Origin of the sequence: Nonomuraea sp. NPDC050663 (assembly GCF_044456985.1) — a bacterium.
GTDB lineage: Bacteria > Actinomycetota > Actinomycetes > Streptosporangiales > Streptosporangiaceae > Nonomuraea.
Genome location: NZ_JBITGL010000003.1, coordinates 21296 through 42677, shown reverse-complemented (window position 1 = coordinate 42677; position 21382 = coordinate 21296). Strand labels below are relative to the sequence as shown.

Annotated in this window: 17 protein-coding genes; 4 read left to right on the top strand and 13 right to left on the bottom strand. The window is 72.4% G+C overall.

All coding sequences use genetic code 11. From position 1 onward, the window contains the following. The first annotated feature begins 9 nt into the window (after positions 1–9). Complete coding sequence (locus tag ACIBH1_RS09285; protein WP_397313148.1) at positions 10–1290, top strand: aminotransferase class V-fold PLP-dependent enzyme; 1281 nt, start codon at positions 10–12, stop codon at positions 1288–1290. Positions 1291–1350: 60 nt separating this feature from the next. Then, positions 1351–1752, top strand: coding sequence for a hypothetical protein (locus tag ACIBH1_RS09280; protein ID WP_397313146.1), 402 nt, complete (start codon positions 1351–1353; stop codon positions 1750–1752). Here the strand turns inward: ACIBH1_RS09280 and ACIBH1_RS09275 are convergent. The 5 genes from ACIBH1_RS09275 to manA form a co-directional block, all read right to left on the bottom strand. Then, complete coding sequence (locus tag ACIBH1_RS09275; RefSeq protein WP_397313145.1) at positions 1740–2345, bottom strand: class I SAM-dependent methyltransferase; 606 nt, start codon at positions 2343–2345, stop codon at positions 1740–1742. The two genes, ACIBH1_RS09280 and ACIBH1_RS09275, sit on opposite strands and share 13 nt — an antisense overlap. An 81-nt stretch (positions 2346–2426) precedes the next feature. After that, on the bottom strand, positions 2427–3086 hold the full coding sequence (locus tag ACIBH1_RS09270; RefSeq protein ID WP_397313144.1) for a carbonic anhydrase: 660 nt from the start codon (positions 3084–3086) through the stop codon (positions 2427–2429). A gap of 33 nt (positions 3087–3119) precedes the next feature. Further along, the gene (gene hisG / locus ACIBH1_RS09265; RefSeq protein ID WP_397313143.1) at positions 3120–3965 is read right to left on the bottom strand and encodes an ATP phosphoribosyltransferase; all 846 of its coding nucleotides are present in this window, start codon (positions 3963–3965) and stop codon (positions 3120–3122) included. Next, the gene (locus ACIBH1_RS09260) at positions 3965–4228 is read right to left on the bottom strand and encodes a phosphoribosyl-ATP diphosphatase (protein WP_181614762.1); all 264 of its coding nucleotides are present in this window, start codon (positions 4226–4228) and stop codon (positions 3965–3967) included. Before ACIBH1_RS09260 ends, hisG begins: the two co-directional genes overlap by 1 nt. A gap of 73 nt (positions 4229–4301) precedes the next feature. Beyond that, a complete protein-coding gene (gene manA / locus ACIBH1_RS09255; protein ID WP_397313142.1) occupies positions 4302–5381 on the bottom strand; it encodes a mannose-6-phosphate isomerase, class I in 1080 nt (359 codons plus the stop codon). Between the two features lie 240 nt (positions 5382–5621). Between manA and ACIBH1_RS09250 the strand changes: the two genes are divergently transcribed. Next, a complete protein-coding gene (locus ACIBH1_RS09250) occupies positions 5622–8948 on the top strand; it encodes a S8 family serine peptidase (RefSeq protein ID WP_397313141.1) in 3327 nt (1108 codons plus the stop codon). Here ACIBH1_RS09250 and ACIBH1_RS09245 read toward each other — a convergent pair whose 3' ends face one another. Then, the gene (locus ACIBH1_RS09245; RefSeq protein WP_397313140.1) at positions 8949–9152 is read right to left on the bottom strand and encodes a hypothetical protein; all 204 of its coding nucleotides are present in this window, start codon (positions 9150–9152) and stop codon (positions 8949–8951) included. A 51-nt stretch (positions 9153–9203) separates the two neighbouring features. Between ACIBH1_RS09245 and ACIBH1_RS09240 the strand changes: the two genes are divergently transcribed. After that, positions 9204–10202: a LacI family DNA-binding transcriptional regulator gene (locus ACIBH1_RS09240; protein WP_397313920.1), complete on the top strand. Its 999-nt coding sequence runs from the start codon at positions 9204–9206 to the stop codon at positions 10200–10202. Positions 10203–10230: 28 nt separating this feature from the next. Here the strand turns inward: ACIBH1_RS09240 and ACIBH1_RS09235 are convergent, their stop codons facing one another. The 7 genes from ACIBH1_RS09235 to ACIBH1_RS09205 all read right to left on the bottom strand — a co-directional run bounded on the left by ACIBH1_RS09235 (position 10231) and on the right by ACIBH1_RS09205 (position 20973). Continuing rightward, positions 10231–11190, bottom strand: a complete 960-nt coding sequence (locus ACIBH1_RS09235; protein WP_397313139.1) for an acetylxylan esterase — start codon at positions 11188–11190, stop codon at positions 10231–10233. A 66-nt stretch (positions 11191–11256) separates the two neighbouring features. Then, a complete protein-coding gene (locus ACIBH1_RS09230; RefSeq protein ID WP_397313137.1) occupies positions 11257–13614 on the bottom strand; it encodes a glycoside hydrolase family 2 protein in 2358 nt (785 codons plus the stop codon). 82 nt (positions 13615–13696) lie between these two features. Continuing rightward, positions 13697–14737, bottom strand: a complete 1041-nt coding sequence (locus tag ACIBH1_RS09225) for a methyltransferase (RefSeq protein WP_397313136.1) — start codon at positions 14735–14737, stop codon at positions 13697–13699. An 8-nt stretch (positions 14738–14745) separates the two neighbouring features. Continuing rightward, positions 14746–16041: an MFS transporter gene (locus ACIBH1_RS09220; protein WP_397313135.1), complete on the bottom strand. Its 1296-nt coding sequence runs from the start codon at positions 16039–16041 to the stop codon at positions 14746–14748. Next, a complete protein-coding gene (locus ACIBH1_RS09215) occupies positions 16041–20156 on the bottom strand; it encodes an amino acid adenylation domain-containing protein (RefSeq protein ID WP_397313134.1) in 4116 nt (1371 codons plus the stop codon). Before ACIBH1_RS09215 ends, ACIBH1_RS09220 begins: the two co-directional genes overlap by 1 nt. After that, a complete protein-coding gene (locus ACIBH1_RS09210; protein ID WP_397313132.1) occupies positions 20153–20779 on the bottom strand; it encodes a DUF6875 domain-containing protein in 627 nt (208 codons plus the stop codon). The genes ACIBH1_RS09215 and ACIBH1_RS09210 overlap by 4 nt, the downstream gene beginning before the upstream one ends. Continuing rightward, positions 20776–20973 carry a hypothetical protein gene (locus ACIBH1_RS09205; protein WP_397313131.1) on the bottom strand — a complete coding sequence of 66 codons (198 nt, stop codon included), beginning with the start codon at positions 20971–20973 and terminating at the stop codon, positions 20776–20778. Before ACIBH1_RS09205 ends, ACIBH1_RS09210 begins: the two co-directional genes overlap by 4 nt. Positions 20974–21382: the final 409 nt, after the last annotated feature.

Genomic DNA, 21382 nt, shown 5'->3' with positions numbered 1-21382 from the left:
TAGGGGGTTGTGACGCTGAATCGACGGGCGCTCCTGGGCGCCGGGATCCTCGCCCCGCTGGCCGGTTGCACCTCCTCGGACCCGCCTGCCGCACGACCCGCGCTCGACGAGTGGGAGGCCGTTCGAGCCCAGTTCAGTCTCAAGCCCGACGTGGCCAACTTCGCCGCCTTCGTCCTGGCTCCGCATCCCGAGCCCGTACGGCGGGCGATCCAAGGGCATCGCGACGCCCTGGACGCCGACCCCCACTACACCCCCGCCGGAGGCGGGGCCCCCGACCTGGCCGTGACCCAGGCGGCCGCGGAGTACCTGGGCGCCCAGCCCGGGCAGATCGCCATCACCGACAGCACCACCATGGGCCTGGGCCTGCTCTACTCGGGGCTGCGCCTGCGCGAGGGCCAGGAGGTGCTCACCACCGAGCACGACTTCCTGGCCACCCACGAGGGCCTGCGCCTGCTGGCCGAGCGCACAGGCGCCACCGTGCGGCGCGTGCGCCTCTACGACGACCCGGCCACCGCCTCCGCCGACGCGATCGTCGCCGCCCTGAAGGCGGGCATCACCCCGCGCACCCGCGTCGTCGCGATCACCTGGGTGCACTCCAGCACCGGCGTGCGCCTGCCCGTCCGCGCGATCGCCGACATGGTCGCCGAGGCCAACCGCTCGCGCAACCACGGCGAACAGGCGCTGCTGTGCGTCGACGGCGTGCACGGCTTCGGCGCCATGGCCGACGGCGTCGACGACCTCGGCTGCGACTTCCTGGCCAGCGGCACCCACAAATGGCTGGCCGGGCCGCGCGGCACCGGCATCCTGTGGGCGCGTACGTGGGAGCCGCTCTCCGCGCTGATCCCCAGCTTCAGCGGCACCGCCTTCCGGTCGTGGCAGAGCGGCGCCGCGCCCGGCCAGGCGTCGGGCGACTACTTCACGCCCGGCGGTTACAAGGCCTTCGAGCACCGGTGGGCCATGCCCGAGGCGTTCGCCTTCCACCGGCGCATCGGCAAGGAGCGCGTGCAGGAGCGCATCCAGTCGCTGGCCACGCGCCTCAAGGACGGTCTGCGGGCGCTGCCCAACGTCCGGCTGGCGACGCCGCTGTCGCCGTCGGTCTCCGCGGGGCTGGTGTGCCTGTCGGTGACGGGCATGCAGCCCGCCGAGGCGGTCGAGCGGCTGCGGCTCCAGCACCGGATCGAGACCAGCGTGACGCCGTACGCCGAGCCGCTGCTGCGGTTCGGGACGACCATCATGAACACCCCGGAGCAGGTCGACCAGGCCGTCAAGGCGGTGGCGGCTCTGCGGTGACGGGCGAACAAAAGCCGATCTTCCGCCGTCGAACCGTCCATGACGCCCCCCGAGCGCTCCATGGCAGAGCGCGTGGTCTTCGCCGGTCTCGTCGGCGTCGGGTTCCCCATCGTCCTGGTCGCCTCGGTCCTCGTGGCCGCCGCCGTCTTCCCCGGCGTCGCGAGCGGGTCCTACGGATGGCTTGGCCTCCTGGACACCGTGTGGGGGTACGGTCCATGGGTGGCGGTGCTGATCGCGTGGCCGCTGCTGCGCGCGCTGCGGATCCGGCCCGCGTGGGCGGCTGCGGCGCTGGCGTCGATCTGCTTGCACGGGTTGTGGACCATGGACTCCCCCGGCATGAACCTGATCGTGCTCGGCGGCGTGATCGCCTACCCGCTGGCCGTCGTGGGGACGGCCGGGCGGGCGCACTGGAGCGTCAGGGCCGGGGTGGCCGTGGTGATCGTCGCGATCTACCTGGCCTGAGCGCGGCGGGCGACGAGGACGGCGTCGTGGATGGTGTACTCCTGGCCGTCGTAGGTCGCCTGCCGGGGACGGGTGTCGGTGACCATCTGGCTCCACTCCCCCGGCGCGAGCGCCGCGGCGAGGTCCTCCGCCGTGTAGAACAGCTCGGGCATCGGCGGCCTGGGCACGCCCATCTCCAGGTCGAGCGGGTGGTGCCCGACGATGAGCAGCGTCCCGCCTGGCGCCACGGCCGTGGCCAGCCTGCCGAACAGGACGGCGCGGTCCTCGGCCGGCGGGTGCATGAACTGGGCGGAGACGAGGTCGAAGGCGCGCCCGCCGAAGGGCCAGGCCCCGAGCAGGTCGGCGTGCACCCACTCCACCGCGGGCTCGATCTCGGCGGCGCGCTTGAGCGCGGTGGGTGAGATGTCCACGCCGGTCACGCGCCACCCGCGCGAGGCGAGCCAGCGGGCGTCGGCGCCCTCGCCGCACCCGACGTCGAGCGCGGTGCCGGGGGTGAGCTCGGACACCTCGGTGACGAGCTGGGGGTTGGGATTCTTGCTCCAGATGGCGGGAGCCGAGCTGTAACGCTCCTCCCAGAAGGCCTGGTCGAACATGACTCCGACTGTGCAGCACGAGCAGCGGACGGGGCAAGCGACGTTGCCGGAACGGCAAAACGATCAGAGCCGGGGCCGTGGTCAGATCCGCCGTACGACGCCGGTGTCGAGCGAGTAGTAGGCGCCGACCACCGTGACGCCCACGCCGCCGAGCCTGCGCACGCACGCCCGGGTGTGCGCCTGGATCATGCCGGTGAGGTCGCCGCGGTAGGAGGGCCGCAGTTCCTCGACGACACGCTGCAGGTCGCCGTGCAGCCGCGCACCGCCGCGGATGGCCTCGGAGGCGGCGGTGACCGCGCCGCAGCGCTGGTGGCCCAGGACGACGACCAGCGGCACGCCCAGGTGCTGCGGGCCGTACTCCACGGCCGCCTTGACCAGCGGGTCGAGCGTGTGCGCCGCCGTACGGACCACCATGAGGTCGCCCACGCCCGCGTCGAAGACGACCTCGGGCGGCACCCGCGAGTCAATGCAGGAGACGACGACGGCGTAGGGGGCCTGGTGGCCGGCGACCTCGTGCAGGCGGGCGATGTCCTGGTGGGGGTGGCCCGCGCGCCCGCCGGACCAGCGGGCGTTGCCGCGCATCAGCGCGGCCCAGGCCTCACCCGCCCCGTGCGGCACGGGTTCGGTGACCACGGGGGGCGCCGAGCGGCCCAGGGCGACGCCCCCGGCGAATCCCATGCCGGCGAACGCCGCCCCGGCGGCCACGAGCAGACCACGTCGAGCGATCGCAAAGTTACTCACAGTGATGACTGTGAGGCTTGCGGCCGATCGCGTCTAGATGCGGCAGGCGTAAATGTCGGTGACCAGGATCGCCCTGGCGCCGATCTCCCACAGCTGGTCCATGACCTGCTGGTGTCCCTTGCGCCTGACCATGGCGCGCACCGCCACCCAGCCCTCGCGATGGAGCGGCGAGACGGTCGGCCCCTCCATCCCAGGGGTGAGCGCGATGGCCTCCTCGATCCGCTCGGCGCGGATGTCGTAGTCCATCATGACGAAGTCGCGGGCGTGGATGACGCCCTGCAGGCGGCGGATGAGCTGGGCGAGGCCGGGCGTCTCGGGCGAGCCGTGCTGCTTGACCAGCACGGCCTCCGATCGCATGATCGGCTCGCCGAACACCTCAAGGCCGACGTTGCGCAGGGTGGTGCCGGTCTCGACGACGTCGGCGATGGCGTCGGCGACGCCCAGCCGGATGGCGGTCTCGACCGCGCCGTCGAGCTTGATGACGCGGGCGTCGACGCCGCTGTCGGCCAGGTAGCGCTCCAGCAGGCCGGGGAAGGCGGTGGCCACCCGCAGCCCGGCCAGGTCCTGCACGCCCGACAGCGCGCCGGACTTGGATGCCAGGCGGAAGGTGGAGCCGCCGAAGCCGAGCGGCATGATCTCCTCGGCGGGCGAGCCGGAGTCGATCAGCAGGTCACGGCCGGTGATGCCGGCGTCGAGGGTGCCCTCGCCGACGTAGACGGCGATGTCGCGGGGGCGCAGGAAGAACAGCTCGATGGCGTTGTCCTGGTCGACCACGACCAGTTCCTTGCTGTCGCGGCGGCCGCGGTAGCCGGCCTCCTTGAGCATGAGCTGGGCGGCTTCGTTCAGCGCGCCCTTGTTGGGCACGGCCAGGCGCAGCATCACAACCACCGGTAGACGTCGGAGAGCTTGAGGCCCTTGGCGAGCATGAGCACCTGCACGTGGTAGAGGAGCTGGGAGATCTCCTCCGCGGCCCGCTCGGCGGACTCGTGCTCGGCGGCCATCCAGGATTCGGCCGCCTCCTCCACGACCTTTTTGCCGATGGCATGGACGCCGGCGTCGAGCGCGGCCACGGTGCCCGAGCCCGCGGGCCGGGTGCGTGCCTTCTCGGACAGCTCGGCGAACAGTTCATCGAAGGTCTTCATGGGCTCTCTTCCAGAGTCGGATACGGCGGGGACCAGCCTAGTCTCCCCGGAGGGGGCGGGTCGCGCGTGTCCGTCAGCCGAGATTCGGCTGCGCCCAGAAGATCGTTCCCCTGCCGTGCACCTCGACGTCACCGGCCGAGGCGCTGACGAACGCCGACTCCCCCGCCGCCAGCCGCTGGCGGCCCGCGAGCACCTCGCCCTCGGTGCACAGCAGGATGCGCGGCAGGCCGCCGTCGAGGCGCAGCCGCGGGTTGACCGCCCTGCCGAGCGAGAACTCCGGCGTCGGCACCCGGTAGAGGTGGCGGGAGGGCTCGACCCCGAGAGGCTGGGTCGTCGGCTCGGTCACCGCCAGCAGCTCCTCGACGTCGATCGGCTTGGGCGTCAGGCCGGCGCGCAGCACGTTGTCGGAGGCGGACATGATCTCCACGCCGAAGCCCTCGATGTAGGCGTGGAGCACGCCCGCGCCGAGGAACAGCGCCTCGCCGGGGCGCAGCTCGTGGCGGCGCATCAGCAGCGGCGCCAGCACGGCCGGGTCCCGGGGGTAGAGACGCGCCAGGAGCCCGACCATGGCGTCGCCGCGCGCCGCGATGGCCTCGACCAGCCCGGCGCGCTCCTCCTGCGGCCATTCCAGCAGCAGCCTGAGCGCCTGCAGGGTCTCGCCCGCCCTGAGCCTGGCCACCACCGGCTCCAGCGCGGCGACGCCGAGCGCCCCGACGAGCTCGGCCGCCTCGCGCGGGTGGCGGAATCCGGCCAGCGCCGTGAACGGCGTCAGCGCGCACACCAGCTCGGGCTTGGCGTAGGGGTCGACGTAGGTGCCCTGCTCGTGGCCACTGCGCGCCCGCTCGGCCGACGGGTGCACCTGCAACGACAGCGGCGCGCCGACCGCGATCAGCTTCATGAGGTACGGCAGGCGCGGCCCGAACCGCTCCGCCGTCGCGGCCCCCAGCTCTCGTGCGGGGTCGGCGGCGACGACCTGCTCCAGCGACAGGCTCGCGCCCTGACGCTTGAGCATCGAGGGCCCCGACGGGTGGGCTCCCAGCCACATCTCGGCCTCAGGTCCAGGGGACGGGACCGGACGTCCCATCAGCGTGGCGATCGCACTCCTCGAACCCCACGCGTAGTCCTTGATCTGGTTGCTGAGCCGGTCGATCATGCCGCAGAGCCTAGCGTGGTCCCGAGCATCGCCGGGCGTCCGCGTCCAGCGAACACTCCGGGTGCATTTCGTGACAGAAACCTGTCCACTTGGAGCTCTATGCCACCGCCTGCCGCAGGGTTAACGTCCAGGAGTTGATCGTCTGAGTGTCGCCCACCGGGGAGGGTTCGCCGAGTTCCCTCCATGGTGGAAGCGGCGAGTCTCCCGTGGGTGCGCAGACCCCGTCGTGGAGGTTTCTCAATGTCGAGCACTCCCCTGTTACCCCGGCGCCTAGGCGCCCTCGTGGCCGGGCTGGCCCTCGTCGTGTCGATGAGCCCGCCGGCATCGGCCGATCCCACCCCGTCGCCGTCCAAGAGCTGGAAGGCCACCCCACTGACCGGCGCCGAGCTGGTCGACGGCGACAAGTCGGCCACCGGCAAGCTGGCCGAGAGCGACCAGGCCCTGCTCAGGTCGACCTCTCCCGCTCCGGTCAGCGTCGTGGTCAAGCTGGACTACGACTCCCTCGCCGCCTACCGGGGCGGCCTGAAGGACCTGCCCGCCACCAGTCCCGCGGCCACCGGCAAGGCGCTGGACGTCAAGAGCGACGCGGCCCAGAAGTACACCAAGCACATCGAGAAGGTGGAGCAGTCCTTCCTCGACGCCCTCGCGGCCCAGCTGCCCGGCGCCCAGGTCGGGCAGCGGCTGCGCGTGGTCTACGGCGGCATCGCGCTGCGCCTGCCCGCCAACGCCAGCGGCCGGCTGCTGGCCCTGCCCAATGTCGCGGCCGTCCAGTCCGACAAGCCCGAGCAGATGCTGACCGACTCCAGCCCCGCCTTCATGGGCGCGCCGACGATCTACGGCAAGCTCGGCGGCAGCTCCCAGTCGGGCAAGGGCGTCAACGTCGGCATCCTCGACTCCGGCGCCTGGCCGGAGCACCCGTCGTTCGCCGACCCCGGCGGGCTGCCGGCCCCCGGACCGACCAGGGACGGCACGCCGCGCCTGTGCGACTTCGGCGACAACCCGCTCACCCCGGCCGTCGACGTCTTCACCTGCAACAACAAGCTGATCGGCGGGGCGCCCTTCCTCGACACCTACAACGCCGTCTTCGGCGGCGAGGTCTACCCGGACTCGGCGCGCGACTCCAACGGCCACGGCACCCACACCGCCACCACCTCCGCCGGCGGGCCCGTCGCCGACGCCAACCCGCTTGGCATCAGCCGTGGACCGATCCATGGCATCGCCCCGGCTGCGCAGGTCTCGGTCTACAAGGTCTGCGGCGTCGAAGGCTGCTTCCCCTCCGACTCGGCGCAGGCCGTCGGCCGGGCGATCCTCGACGGCGTCCGGGTGATCAACTTCTCGATCTCCGGGGGCACCGACCCCTACAGCGACCCGGTGGAGCTGGCCTTCCTCGACGCGTACGCGGCCGGGGTGCTGGTGTCGGCCTCGGCGGGCAACGACGGTCCCGGCGCGGGCACCGTCAACCACCTCAGCCCGTGGGTGACCACGGTGGCCGCCTCCACGCAGAGCCGCACCTTCCAGTCGACCGTGACGCTGACCGGGGCCTCTTCCTCTGCCACGGTCAAGGGCGCCACGATCACCGCCGGGGTCGCGACCCCGGCGAACGTGGTGCTCGCGTCGGCTCCGCCGTACAACAACGCGGGCTGCCTCACCCCGGCGCCGCCCGGCCTGTTCACCGGCAAGATCGTGGTCTGCGAGCGCGGACCGGGACGCGTGATCCGCGGCTTCAACGTCCTGCAGGGCGGCGCGGTCGGCATGCTGCTGGTCAACACCACGCCGCTCGACGTGATGACCGACAACCACTGGCTGCCGACCGTCCACCTGAACAAGCCGGAGACCGACACGCTGCTGGCGTTCGTGGCGGCCAACCCAGGCACCGCGAAGGCGTCGTTCACGCAGGGCACCAAGACCACGTGGCAGGGCGACGTGATGACCACGTTCTCCTCGCGCGGCCCGGGAGGCGACTTCCTCAAGCCCGACGTGACCGCGCCCGGCCTGCACATCCTGGCCGGAACCACGCCGACGCTCGAGGACCCGACCGGCGGCCCGTCCGGACAGTACTTCCAGGCGATCGCGGGCACCTCGATGTCGTCACCGCACGTGGCGGGCTCGGCGGCGCTGCTCTTCGCCCTCAACCCCACCTGGACACCCGGCCAGGTCAAGTCGGCACTGGAGACCACCGCCAAGACCAGCGTGGTCAAGCAGGACGGCACCACCCCCGCCGACCCGTTCGACTTCGGCGGCGGGCGCGTCGACCTGACCAAGGCGGGCGACCCGGGCCTGACCATCGACGAGACGGCGGCCAACTTCGTGGCGGCCGAGACCGACTCGCTCAACCGGATCGACCTCAACCTGCCGTCGGTGAACGCGCCGGTCATGCCGGGCGTCATCACCGCCAAGCGCACCCTCACCAACGTGACGAACAAGACGCTGGCCTACGTCGCGACCGGCAAGACGGTCGCGGGCGCGAGCATCGTCGTGCTCCCGCCCGCGTTCACCGTACGGCCGGGCAAGAGCGTCACGGTCTCGATCGTGATCACGGCGCCGGACCTGGCCGAGGGCGGCCAGTACTTCGGCCAGGTGAACTTCAAGCAGGTCGGCGGCAGCCGCGACCTGCACCTGCCGGTCGCGTTCGTCCGCAAGGAGGGCGCGGTGCCGGTCGACCAGACGTGCGCGCCGTCGACGATCCCGCGTAACAGCGGCGAGTCGGTCTGCACCGTCACCGTTCAGAACAGCACCCTGGCCGACGCCGAGGTCACCGCGCTCAGCACGCTCGGCGCGCGGCTGCGGCTCAACGGCGTGACCGGGGCCACCCAGGTGGGCTCGCAGATCGCCACGACCAAGCAGACGCTCGCGGCCCGCCAGCCCGACCGGCCGGGGATCGCCGAGGGCAGCCTGTTCGGCTACCTCCCGCTCGACGGTTTCGGCGTCACGCCGGTGCCGATCGGCGACGAGCAGGCGCTCAACCTGACCACCCCGGCGTTCGTCTTCGCCGGACGCACCTACACCCGGCTCGGCATCACCTCGAACGGCTACTCCGTGATCGGCGGCACCACCGGCGCGGAGGACATCGCCTTCCAGCCGCAGAGCCTGCCCGACCCGGCCCGGCCCAACAACGTCCTGGCCAGTTACTGGACCGACCTGGACGGCACGGGCGCTCCCGGCATCTACGCGGCCACGCTCACCGACGGCGTGTCCACCTGGGTCGTCGTGGAGTGGCGGGTCAACGTCTTCGGAACCAGCGACCTCAAGATCTTCCAGCAGTGGATCGGGGTCAACGGCAGCGAGGACATCACCTACGCCTACCCGAGCGCCCCCGGCTCGCCGCCCGCGGGCTACGGCCTGACGGTCGGCGTGGAGAACGACGAGGGTACGGCCGGCGGCCAGATCACCGGTCCGCCCACCACCGACCTGCGGGTCAGCAGCACCCCCGGCGCGCCGGGAGGCTCGCTGACCTACACGATGCGGGTGCGCGGCGTGCTCGCGGGGACCGACTCGGTCACCACGGCCACCTCGACCCCGCAGGTCAAGGGCATCACCGTGGAGGTGGACAAGATAACCGTGCAGTAGCTAGTCCATGGGCCGGGGCAGGTCGGGCGTGACGCCGACCACCCCGGCCAGCCCGGGCAGCAGGGTCCCGAGCGGGCGGTCGCCGAGCACGACTACCCGCCCGGGACTCAGCTCACGATGGAGCACCGCCCCGTCGAGCCCGGCGAGCGTGCGCCGGAACTCCTCGAGCGGCACCTCGATGCGCACCACGTAGGAGGTTCTCATCCTCCCACTGTGACATCCGGTGGACTGATACGGTTCAGTTCCGTGCCACACATCAAGCGGCCGACCATCGCCGACATCGCGCGGCGGGCGGGGGTCTCCAAGGGCGCGGTCTCCTACGCGCTCAACGGCCAGCCCGGCGTGTCGGAGGCGACGCGCGCCAGGGTGCGGGCCATCGCCGCCGAGATCGGCTGGCAGCCGAGCCTGGCGGCACGGTCGCTGAGCGGGGCGCGGGCCCAGGCCATCGGCCTGGTGGTGTGCCGGCCGGCGCGCTTCCTCGGGGTGGAACCGTTCTTCATGGAGCTGATCAGCGGCATCGAGAGCGAGCTCGGCTCGTGCGCGCTGATGTTGCAGACCGTCCCCGACCACCGCGCCGAGCTGGAGATCTACCGGCGCTGGTGGGGCGAGGGCCGCGTCGACGGCGTGATCCTGGTCGACCTGCACGCCGACGACATCCGGGTGCCGGCGCTGCAGGAGCTGGGCCTGCCCGCCGTGGTGATGGGCCACCCGTCGGTGGCCGGCTCGCTGACGTCGGTCTGGTCCGACGAGGTGACGGCCATGCGGGAGACGGTCGGCTACCTCACCGCGCTCGGCCACCGGCGCATCGCCCGGGTCGCCGGGCTGCCCACGCTCATGCACACCGAGATCCGCGACCGCGCCTTCGCCGGCGCGTGCGCGGACCTGGAGCACCGCACGGTGCACACCGACTACACCGGCGAGCATGGCGCCAGGGCCACCCGGCGCCTGCTCGGCTCGGCCGCCCGGCCCACCGCGATCCTCTACGACAACGACATCATGACCGTGGCGGGACTGTCGGTGGCCCAGGAGATGGGACTGTCGGTGCCGGGCGAGCTGTCCCTGGTCGCCTGGGACGACTCGCCGCTGTGCCAGGTGGTGCGGCCGCCGCTGACGGCGGTCAGCCGCGACGTCCCGGCGTTCGGGGCGCACGCCGCCCGGCGGCTGCTCGCCGTGATCGACGGCGAGCAGCCGGGCAGCTTCGAGGACGAGGCGGCGCGCCTGACACCGCGCGGGAGCACCGCCCGGCCCGTCTAGCTCGTGTTGACGGAGGAAGCGCCGAGTCTCATTCCAGGACCTTCCGGGCCTTGCGGACCTTGGCCAGCAGGTGCGTCGACTCGCCGCCCTCGTGGCCGTTGTACGGGTAGACCTCGATCTCCTTGTCGGCGCCCGCGTAGTGGTTGAACGAGGCGAAGACGGTCGAGGGCGGGGTGATGCCGTCGCGCAGCGCCACCGAGTAGAGAGCGGGCGCGGTGGCACGGGCGGCGAAGTTCAGGCCGTCGAAGTAGGAGATCGTCTGGAAGACCTGCTCGACCTGGTCCTTGAAGGCTTTGCAGTAGACGGCGAGCTCCTGGTACGGGTACTCGGCCGTGATGTCTACGGCGTGCCTGATGTGCTGCATGAAGGGCACGTCGATCAGGGCCAGGTCGACATCGCCCGTCAGGGCCGCGGCGGCCAGGGCGATGCCGCCGCCCTGGCTGCCGCCACTCACGGCGATCCTGGTGATGGCCGGGTGCGCGCGGGCCGCCTCGACCGCGCGGGCGGCGTCGGTGTAGAGACGGCGGTAGTAGTGCTGTCCGGGGTCGAGGATGCCCGAGGTCATCACGCCGGGCGTGGTCGGTCCCGAGCCGGGATGCGGGTCGGGGGTGTCGCCGCGCCGCCAGCCGCCCGCGCCCTGGCCGCGCGAGTCGACGGCCAGGACGGCGTAGCCGAAGGAAGGCCAGGCCAGCCAGTCGACCGGCAGGCCGCGGCCGCCGCCGTACCCCTGGTACTCGATGACGCAGGGCGCGGGCCCCGAGACGGGGGTGAGCAGCCAGGCCTTGATCGGGTGACCGCCGAAGCCGTTGAAGGTGACGTCGTGGACGTGGGCGGTGACGATCTCCGTCTCGATGCGCTCGAAGCGGGCGTCCAGCTCATGGGAGCGCGCTTGTTCCAGGGTGCGCTGCCAGAAGGCGTCGAAGTCGCCGGGTTCCTCGCGAGCTGGGAGGTAGTCGCGTAGCTGAGCCAGCGGCATGTCAACGAACAACAGGGGGCTCCTCGGGGGTGGAGGGCTGGGACCTTGTGCGCGGGCGCCTTGGTGAACTGCGCGTCCTCAGTCGTTCACGCACCTCAACACCGGCTTGCCGGTGACCTGCAGCGGATCCAGGCCGGAGACGCCCAGGTCGAAACTGGCGCTCTCGCCCGGTAGGAGCGTGACGAGCTGGTCGTCCGCCTCGGCCGCCGGGTCGAGGCGGTCGGGGAAGACCGCCAGGTCCCTGAGCAGGGTGTGCGCGGTCACGTGCAGCGTGCGGCCCTCCAGGCGGGCGGTGTAGGCGGCCTTGGGCAGGTCGAGGTCCTTGTCGGGCAGGTAGAACCACAAGGCCCGGGTGGAGCCGGCGTTCACCGCGATCAGCTCGCGCGCCGGGTCGCCGCTCTCGGCCACCTTGCGGTCCAGCGGCAGGGTGAGGGCGCCGCGCGGCGGCACCTCCAGCTCCAGGTGCTCGCGCGCCAGTTCCCTGCCGGAGACGGAGAGCCGGACGGCCAGCGCCTCGGCCCGCCAGGGCTCGTCGTCGTCGTTGACCGCGACCAGAGCCAGACCCTCCGCGCGGGGCTGGACGGTCAGCAGGCGGTCGGCATGGGCGCGCCTGAGCGCGTGGAAGAGGGGCTTGCGGCGCCCGTCGCCGTCGATGGCCGACCACGAGGTGACCGGCCAGCAGTCGTTGAGCTGCCAGACCACGCTGCCCGCGCAGTACGGCCACAGCGAGCGGAAGTGCTCGACGCCGAGCTGGATGGCGCGGGCCTGGTTGAGCTGCGTCAGGTAGAGCCAGTCGTCGTAGCCGTCCGGCTCGTCGAAGTGGTGGGCCAGGCCCCTGGCCAGCTTGCCGTTGCCGTCGTCGGCCTTCTGGTGGTGGAGCAGGCCGGGCGAGTCCGGGGTGAGCGGCTCGTCGTGGATGGCGCGGGCGATGGTCGCGTGGGTGGCGGGGGCCTGCCAGCCGAACTCGGCCACGAACCGTGGCCGGTAGTCGCGGTAGTGGACGTAGTCGCGCTCGTTCCACACATCCCAGATGTGCATGTTGTTGACCTCTGGGAGGTTGGGGTGCAGCTCCATCGAGCCGGAGTAGGGACTGCCCGGCCAGTAGGATCGCGAAGGATCCACGCTCTCCACGATCTCGGGGAGCAGGCCGAGGTAGTACCTCTCACCCCAGGACCTGCCGTTCAGGGCGGGCTTCCACTGCCAGTCCGCGTAACCCCAGATGTTCTCGTTGTTGCCGCACCACAACACGAGGCTGGGGTGCGGCATCAGCCGCACCACGTTCTCCTCGGCCTCCGCCGCGACCTCGCTCCACAGCGGCTCCTCCTCGGGGTAGGCCGCGCACGCGAACGGGAAGTCCTGCCACACCATCAGGCCCAGCTCGTCGCAGAGCTCGTAGAAGTCGTCGCTCTCGTAGATGCCGCCGCCCCAGACCCGGATCAGGTTGACCCCGGCCTGGCACGCCTGCTCCAGCCGCTCGGCGTAGCGGTCGCGGCCGATGCGGGAGGGGAAGCAGTCGTCGGGGATCCAGTTGACGCCCTTGGCGAACACCGGACGGCCGTTGACCTTCAGGGTGAACGCTCCACCGGCCGTGTCGAGTTCGGCCGTCCTGAAGCCGATCCGGCGCCGCCAGACGTCCTGGCCCGCCGTGACGGTCAGCTCGTGCAGCGGCTGCCGGCCGTGGCCCCGTGGCCACCACAACGCGGGGTCGGGCACCTCCAGCTCCAGCACCCCTTCGCGGGAGATCGCGCCCACGACGCGCAGGCCGCACAGCTCCGCCGCGACCTCGACCGGGTCGTCGTGGGTGCGTTCCAGCTCCACGTGCACGCTGACGCGGGCCACGCCGTCCTGCACGCGGACCACCGGGCGCACCCGGGCCAGGCGTGCCCCGCTCCACTCGTGCAGGCCGACCGGGCGCCAGATGCCCGCCGTGACCAGGGTGGGGCCCCAGTCCCAGCCGAAGTTGCAGGCCATCTTCCTGATCATGTTGTACGGCTCGGCGTAGGCGCCCGGCCGCTGCCCCAGCTCGGCCTCCAGGTGCTCGGCATAGCCGTACGGCGAGGCGAAGGTCACCGTGAGCGCGTTCTGCCCGGGCCGGAGCGCTCCGAGCACATCGAAGCGGTACGAGCGGTGCATGTTCGCGGTGTTCCCCACGGGCACGCCGTTCAGTTCGACCTCCGCCACCGTGTCGAGACCCTCGAAGAGCAGGTCGGCCCGCTCGTGGCCGGACGGTTCCCAGGTGATGGAGGTCTCGTAACGCCAGGCGGAGCGGCCGATCCACGTCAGGCCGAGCTCGTGGTCGTCGAGGTAGGGGTCCGGGATCAGCCCGGCGGCGAGCAGGTCGGTGTGCACGCAACCGGGTATCGTCGCGGGGGCGGTCAGGTCGCCCTCCACCCGATGCAGGGTCCAACCGTGATGCAATGCGCGCAGGGAACTCATGGAACACTCCGTCCAACCACATGGGCAAGTGCCGAATATGTCACCACTTAACCCGTTAAGTTTCAATAGCTACTGAACCGTTTCATAAAGATGGACCACGCTTGACAGCGGCCAGCAGGACTCGGGTGGCCATGCGGCGCAGCGGGTGCACGGTGGCCGGGCCGCAACCCGCCAGCCTCAGCCACTCGTCGAGGACGTGCGCGGGATACAGCCGGCCGCCCTGGGTGTGCAGGAGGTTCAGCTCGAAACACCGGGCGAAGGCCGTGTCGACGACCCCCGCGTCCACGGGTGACGGCGCCGTCTCCAGCACCAGCGCCAGACCGCCGGGCCGCAGCGCCGCCACGGCCTCCTCCACCAGGCGGCGGGCCGGTTCCGGCGCGAAACCGTGGAGCACGTTGAACAGCAGCACCACGTCGTGGCCGGTGCCGGGCTCGGTGGCGAACCCCACCCGGCCGGCCAGCCCCGCGGCCGCGGCGTTCGCGCGGCCGGTCTCCAACGCCTCCGGCAGGTCCACGACGGTCGCCGACAGCCCGTCGTGCAGCAGGCAGTAGCCGATGCTGAAACGGGCGTGGCCGCCGCCCAGGTCCAGCAGCCGGGTGGCGCCCTCCGGCAGCGGCACGGCCTCGGCAACCTCCTCGAACAGCCAGTCGGCGAGTTTGCGCTGGAGGGCGTGGAAGCCGCGGAACACCTCGCTCCTGGTGGCCAGCCAGGCGTAGAAGTCGGCTCCCGGAGTGCCCGTGCGCACCGAGCCGTCCAGGCCGCTCCACAACTCGGAGATGAGGGCATGCCAGAAGCCGAGCGCCGTGCCGTACGAGCCGGGCGTCGAGGAGACCAGCCAGGTGGCCGCCACCCCGTTGGCGTAGCGGTCGCCGTCCCGTTCCAGATAGCCCGTGGCGGCCAGCGCGTCGAGCAGGACCCGCAGGCTGTACGGCTCGGCGCCGAGCTCCTCCGCCAGGTCCTGCGGCCCGCGCGCCCCACCGGCGAGGGCGTCGAAGACGCCCAGCCGCAGCCCGGCCGCGGCCGCGTGGAAGGCCATCGTGTGGACCAGGTCGACGAGCGGCGCGGGAGCCTGCCCGGCGACCAGGTAGCGGGCGGCCTCCTGCGGCGGGAGCGAGAGCGGCATGGGTCCTCCTAGGGGACGGACGGTTCTGCGTCGCGGGTCGCGTCGGGCACCCGATCCTCGATGCCCCGCAGGCGCGGCAGCAGGAGCACGGTGGCCGCCAGCGCGGCCATGAGCAGCCCGAACACCAAATAGAGCAGGGCGATCCCGCGGCCGGGCCCGGCGCCGATCAGCTCGCCCACGCTCCCGGCCAGCGCCCCGTTGTCACGCATCAGCGGCTCGGTGAACCACTCGGCCAGCAACGCCGCGCCCAGGTAGGCCGGGGGCATGGCGAGCTGTCCCAGGGTGCGCCCGGTGGCCTGCACCCGCCCCAGGGCCGCGGTGGCGGTCTTCGTCTGGATCACCGTGGCCAGGCAGCTCGTGACCGCGGGGAGGGTGAACAGGAACAGGGGCGCGGCCACCGCGATCAGCACCACCGACGGCCGCAGCCCGTGCGCGGCCAGCGTCCCCGCCGCCAGCAGCATGAACGCCCCGGCGCCCGCCACCTTCGCCCGCGGGCCGCCCCAGGCGCCCATGACCAGGCTGCCCGCGAACATGCCCGCGCCGCCCAGGAAGACCAGGAGCCCGAGCGTGGCCGGCGAGGCGAAGGAGAGGATCAGCGGCCTGATGAGCACCCCGGCCGCGGCGAAGATCAGGTTGAACCCGGCGGAGACGGCCACCAGCGGGAGCAGGCCGTGCTCGCGCAGGTACGTCAGGCCGTACAGCAGGTCGGCGCGCCACCTGGGCGGTCGCGCCGGTTCCGGCCTGACCACGTGGGCGGGCAGCCTGGTGGTCAGCACCACGCCGACCGCCACGGCGAACGAGGCCAGGTCGATCAGGACCACCCCGCGCAGCCCGACCGACTCCAGCAACGTTCCCGCCGCCACCGGCGCGGCGATCTGCATCGCCCAGGAGGCCTGCATGAGGCCGTTGGCCCTGCCCAGGTGGCGGCTGGGCACCAGCAGCGGTGTCATCGCCTGGTAGACGGTCAGGTGGAAGGCGGCCGCCGCCGCGCCCAGGGCCGTGCCCACGTAGACGTGCCACACGGCGAGCTGGCCGGTGGAGATCAGCCAGGCGAGGACCAGCGTCCACGACGCGGCCCCGGCATCGCCGAGGATCAGCATCAGCTTGCGGTCGAACCGGTCGGCGATCACTCCGGCGACGGGAGAGACGATGAGGCCGGGAACGACCGCGCACAGCAGCGTGGCGGCGAAGTGCAGCTCGGAGCCCGTCTCCTGGTAGACCCAGACGCTCAGGACGAACGCCGTCAGCGCCGAGCCGACGACCGAGACGAGCTCGGCGAGCCAGAGGGAGGCGAACCTGGTCATCACATCGTCTCCAGGTACAGCCCGATCAGCCGGCTGTCGAGCGGCGGGAACCGCAGCCCGGCCGCGCTGACGGTCGCGGCGCAGTCGAACCTGTCCACGGTCGAACCCCATGGCTGCTCGTCGCCCGCGAACGCGGCCATCGCGGCGTCGTCGCGGGCGTCGACCTCCTCCTGCCAGCGCCGCCACGGCACCAGTTCGGCGCCGAGCGCTGCGGCCAGCTCGGGCGAGGAGATCGTCTTGGGGTTGGCGTAGTGATAGTCGCGACCGGTCGAGCCCGGGTCGAGCGCCAGGCGGACGATACCCGCCGCGACGTGGTCCACCGGCGCGGCGTCCTGGCCGCCCGCCAGGTCGGGCACCAGGCCGAGCTGCCTGCAGGTGCGCAGGAGCCTGCTGAAATAGTCGCCGGGGTCGCAGATCCCGGACCCGCTGGCGCCGCCGACGCGGGCCGGCCGGTGGATCGCCGCGGGCAGGCCGTGCTCGCGGGCGGCGCGGACGAGGGCGTCGGCGACCCAGCGGCTCTGGTAGTACGGCGAGTCGAGGCCCTCGGGCTCGTCCGGCGGCCGCCCTTCCGTCACCGTCGCCTGCCCGGCCGCGTAGAGGCCGAGCGTGGTGACGGCGTGCACCGGGATCAGGCGGCGGTGCGCCGCCAGGCGCAGGACCTCCAGGGTGCCGCCGACGTTGACGGGTTCGAGTGAGCGGTACGGCTGGGCGAAGCTGGCGTGCCTGCCGTAGTGGACGATCAGGTCGGTCTCACCGGCCAGGGCCTCGTACCGTTCCGCGACCAGGCCGAGCGAGGGCTGGGTCAGGTCGCCGGGCAGGACCGTGATGCGCTCACTCGTGGCGGGGTCCCGCAGGCCGCGCCCGGTCATCGCCTGGCGCAGCCTGGCCGCGGGGTCCTGCGTGCCCGTGGGTCTGACCAGGCAGTAGACGTGACCGGCGCCCTGGCGCAGCAGCTCGGCGAGGAGGAAGGAGCCCAGGAAGCCGGTGGCGCCGGTCAGCAGCACCGCACGCGGCGCGGCCGCTCGGTCGCCCGTGCGGGGAGCTTCGAGGGTCCGGGACCGCAGGGCCGTGCGGAGGTCGCGCGGCAGAACGGCGCGGGCACGCAGGCCGGCGGCGTCCGGCTCCTGGCCTGCCCGGCCCGCCGACGCGGCGAACTCGGCCAGATCCGCCGTCTCGAACAGCGCCGCGAGCGTCAGCCGCACCCCCGACGACCGCTCGACCTCGCGCAACATGCGCACGGCGACCAGCGACGAGCCGCCCAGGGCGAAGAAGCTGTCGCCCCTGCCCACCCGCGCGGCTCCCGTCGCCCGCCGCCACGCCTCGGCCAGCGCGTGCTCCAGCGATCCGCGGGGGGCCTCGTGAACGGGCGCGGCCTCATGAGCGGCGGGCAGCAGGGCGAGATCCGGCTTGCCGTGCGCCGTACGCGGAATCTCCCCGAGCGACACCACCACCGCGGGGACGAACTGCCTCGGCAGCCGCCCCAGCAGGAAACGCCGCACGTCGCCGGGATGGGCGCCGCCCGCGGTGTAGGCGACGAGCCGCCCTTGCGCCGCGACCACGACGGCGTCCCGCACGCCGGGGCAGGCCAGCGCGGCCGCCTCCACCTCGGCGGGCTCCACGCGGTAGCCGTTGATCTTCACCTGCCGGTCGGCACGTCCGAGGAACTCCAGCGTGCCGTCAGCTCGTTCGCGGGCCAGGTCCCCCGTCCTGTACATACGCCCGCCCGCGAACGGGTCCGGCACGAAACGTTCGTCGGTCGCCTCCCGCTCGCCGAGGTAACCGCGGGCCAGGCAGGCGCCGCCCAGATGGAGCTCACCCGGCGTGCCCGAGGGGACCGGTCCGCCCCTGCCGTCCAGGACGTGGGCGCGGACGTGCGGCAGGGGCCGGCCGATGGGCAGGTGGCTGAGCTCGCCGAACTCGGCGGCGTCGACGGTGCGCAGCACGGTGGCGCAGACGGTGGCCTCGGTCGGGCCGTAGTGGTTGAAGAGTGCCACCGTCCCGCCGGTCAGCCGGGAGAAGGCGCGCACCGACTCCACCGGCACCCGGTCACCGCCGACCATCATCGTCGTGACCGGCCACTCGACCGTGGTGCCGTTCAGGTCGCGAAGATCATGCACCCATTGCTGCCACAACGAGGACGGCGCGTCGACCGCCGTGACGCCGTGGCGTACACACCAGCGGACCAGTTCGGGACCGTCGAGCGCGGCCGGGTCCGGGTGCAGGACCAGCGCCGCTCCCCCGGTCAGGGCGGGGAAGAGGTCGCCGACGGAGGCGTCGAAGGTCAGCGGGGGCAACATCAGCACCCGCTGTCCCGGCTCGAAGCACTCGTGGACCTCGCGGAAGGAGCGGGTGAGCTCGGCCAGGGTGCCGTGGGTGACCATGACGCCCTTCGGCCGGCCGGTGGAGCCCGAGGTGAAGACGATGTAGGCGAGGTCGCCGGGCCCGACAGGACGCGCCGGCGGCTCGTCCGCCTCGCCCTCGCCTAGCGTCAGGCCGCCGTGGCCGATCACGGTACGGGCGCCGGACTCGGCGATGAGCAGGCCGAGTCGTTCCGCGGGCTGGGCGGGATCGAGCGGCACGTAGGCGCCCCCGGCCTTGAGCACGCCGAGGACGGCGACCAGCGCCTGTGCTCCCGCGGGCAGGACCACCGCCACCGGCGAGCCGGGGCCGACGCCGAGATCGTGCAGCCGATGGGCCAGCTGGTTGGCCCGCCGCTCCAGCGCCCCGTAGGCCAGCACGCTCTCGCCTGCCAGGGCCGGAGCCTCGGGGGTGGTGGCGGCGCGGGCGGCGAACTGCTCGTGGACCGGCCGCGTCCACTCCTCGCGGACCGCTGTCAGGGAGGGCTCGGCCAGCGGGATGTCCCAGACCCGGCAGGCCGGGTCGGCTGCCATCGCCTTCAGGATCCTGACCAGGCTGGCGGCGAATCCGGCGGCCGTACCCGGGTCGAACAGGTCGGCGGAGTAGTCGAGCACCAGCTCCAGGTCGCGTTCCGTTCCGACGAGGCCCAGGAGGGTGAGGTCGAACCGGGTGGTCTCGGGGGTCAGGTCCTGCCACACCGCCGACAGTCCAGGGGCGGGCTCCTCCGCGCCCGGCGGGTGCTCCACGACGAGCATCGCCTGGAAGAGCGGGTTGTGGCCGGAGCCGCGTCCCGGATCCAGCTCGGCCACCAGCTCGTCGAACGGGAAGCCCTGGTGCTGCAGGCCGCCCAGGGTGCTACGGCGGGCCTGGCGCAGGAGCTCGCGCGCCGTGGGATCGCCCGACAGGTCGACGCGCAGGGCCAGGGTGTTGACGAACATGCCCACGGCGTCCGGCCCCGGTCGGTCGGCCCCGGTGGCGGGGGCGCCGATGACGATGTCGTCCTGACCGCTGTGCCTGGCCATCATGACGGCGGCCGCGGCCAGCAGGACCATGAAGGGCGTGCAGCGCTCACGCCTGGCCAGGTCGAGCACCGCCGCCGCGGTCTGCCGCTCGAGCCGTACGGGGTGACGTGCTCCCCGGCCCGCGGTGAACCTGCGCGGACGGTCGGCGGGCAGCTCGAGCAGGGGCGGCGCGCCCGTGAGCGACGCCTTCCAGTAGGCACGGGCGCTCTGCGTCGCGGCGGGCTCCTGGTCCGCCGCGACGGGGGCCGGGAGCGCGGGCAGCCCGGGCTCCCGGCCGGTCAGGAGGGCCCGGTAGCAGGTCCACAGGTCGCGCAGGACGACGCCGATCGAGGGGCCGTCGCAGACGATGTGGTGGAAGGTCAGGACGAGCAGGTGTTCCTCGGGGCCGGTCCTGACCAGGCCGACGCGGAACAGGGGTCCGTGCTCCAGGTCGAGCGGCTCCTGGGCGATCCGGCCGGCGATCCGCGCGGCCTCGTCGGCGCATCCGGCCTCGTGGACGATCAGCGGGGCGCAGGTGTGCTGGCCGATCACCCACACCGGCTCGCCGTCGTGCTCGGCCACCACGCTCCGCAGGGCGTCGTGCCGCTTCACCACGGCCAGGAGCGCGGCTTCGAGCACCGCCTCATCCAGGGGGCCGGTCAGCCGGTAGGCGTGCCAGATCAGGTAGGCCGTACCGTGCCCGGCCCGGTCCAGGAACCACAGGCGGCGCTGGGCGGGCCGCAAAGGCGCGTTCACTCGGACGTCACCGCCGTCACCGCCGCTGGTGTCTCCCGCAGGTGGGAGGGCACCCGGTGGCCGAAGTAGCGCAGGTAGGCGCGCAGCTGACGCTGATCGTCGCGCAGGAACGGCAGGTCGGTGGGGACCATGTGCCTGATGGCCAGCAGCGGGACCGGGCTGGCGAGGGGGCGGAAGTCGGCGTTCCACAGGCCTGCCTTGTCCGGCGGGCCGTCATGGAACTCACCGATCATCAGCCCGAGCTCGACGTATCCTGTCTTGAGCCGCCGCTGCGCCTCGTCGATCAGCTCGGTGCGCCCGCCGAGCTCGGGGAAGGCGACGAGGATCGTGGTGAACTGGGCGGCGTGCTGCTCGCGTGGGGCGAGTTCGGCGAACCAGTCGCGATAGACCTCGACACAGCGGATGATCTCGTCGACCGAAGCCGGCGGGCCCGCGAAGATCGATATGTAGAAGCGGCCTTTGTCGAGCGAGGGCTGGGTGTATGGGCAGGTCGGCCCATTGCGGCCGAGTTCGGGGTGGGGCCGGCACAGGTACTGCCTGGCCCAGTCGACGATGGTGCCGGCCACGTCGATGTCGGAGACCTCGAGCAGGCTGAGCGCCGGGTCCAGGGGATGGACGATCATCGCGCGGCACCTCCGAGCGCCGTCCCGGCGCGCGGGCACATCCCTCGCCTGATGAGCCAGGACGCCGGGGCGTACGCGCGGCTGCGCCGGGCGGAGGGCGCGGGCGGCCCAGGGCCGTCCACGATGATCGATTCCTTGCCGGGTTCCTCGTCCGCCCGTAATCGCAGCAGGTCCTGGACGGTTCGCGGGCTCATCACTCACATCCTCAGGAGGTTTCCGCAGGCGACGTGGATCGTCAGCACTGTGTCCGGGAAGAGGGATCTCGCTGAAGCAGGTCGCTGGGCTTGGAGGGCAGCGATTGATCGGGTGGGAGCGTTCCCACGGCACAGGCTAGGTTTGGCCTTCGGCCGGCGTCAAGACGTGTTTCACGGATGGAATTGCGGCCGTTACTCAACGTGGATAATTGTCGGAAACTATCGACCCGCAGGTAAACAGGGGTGACACTTCGCCAGCAAACGTGCCGTTACGTGTTACTTCTCTGTTGACAGTCGCCGACGCCCTTCCTACGTTGTGTGGGAGCGCTCCCAATATGCCGTCCTCCCAAGGGTGCCCATGACCAGGAACACTCCACCCGCCCTGCCCGCATCGGAGGACCCCGAGCTC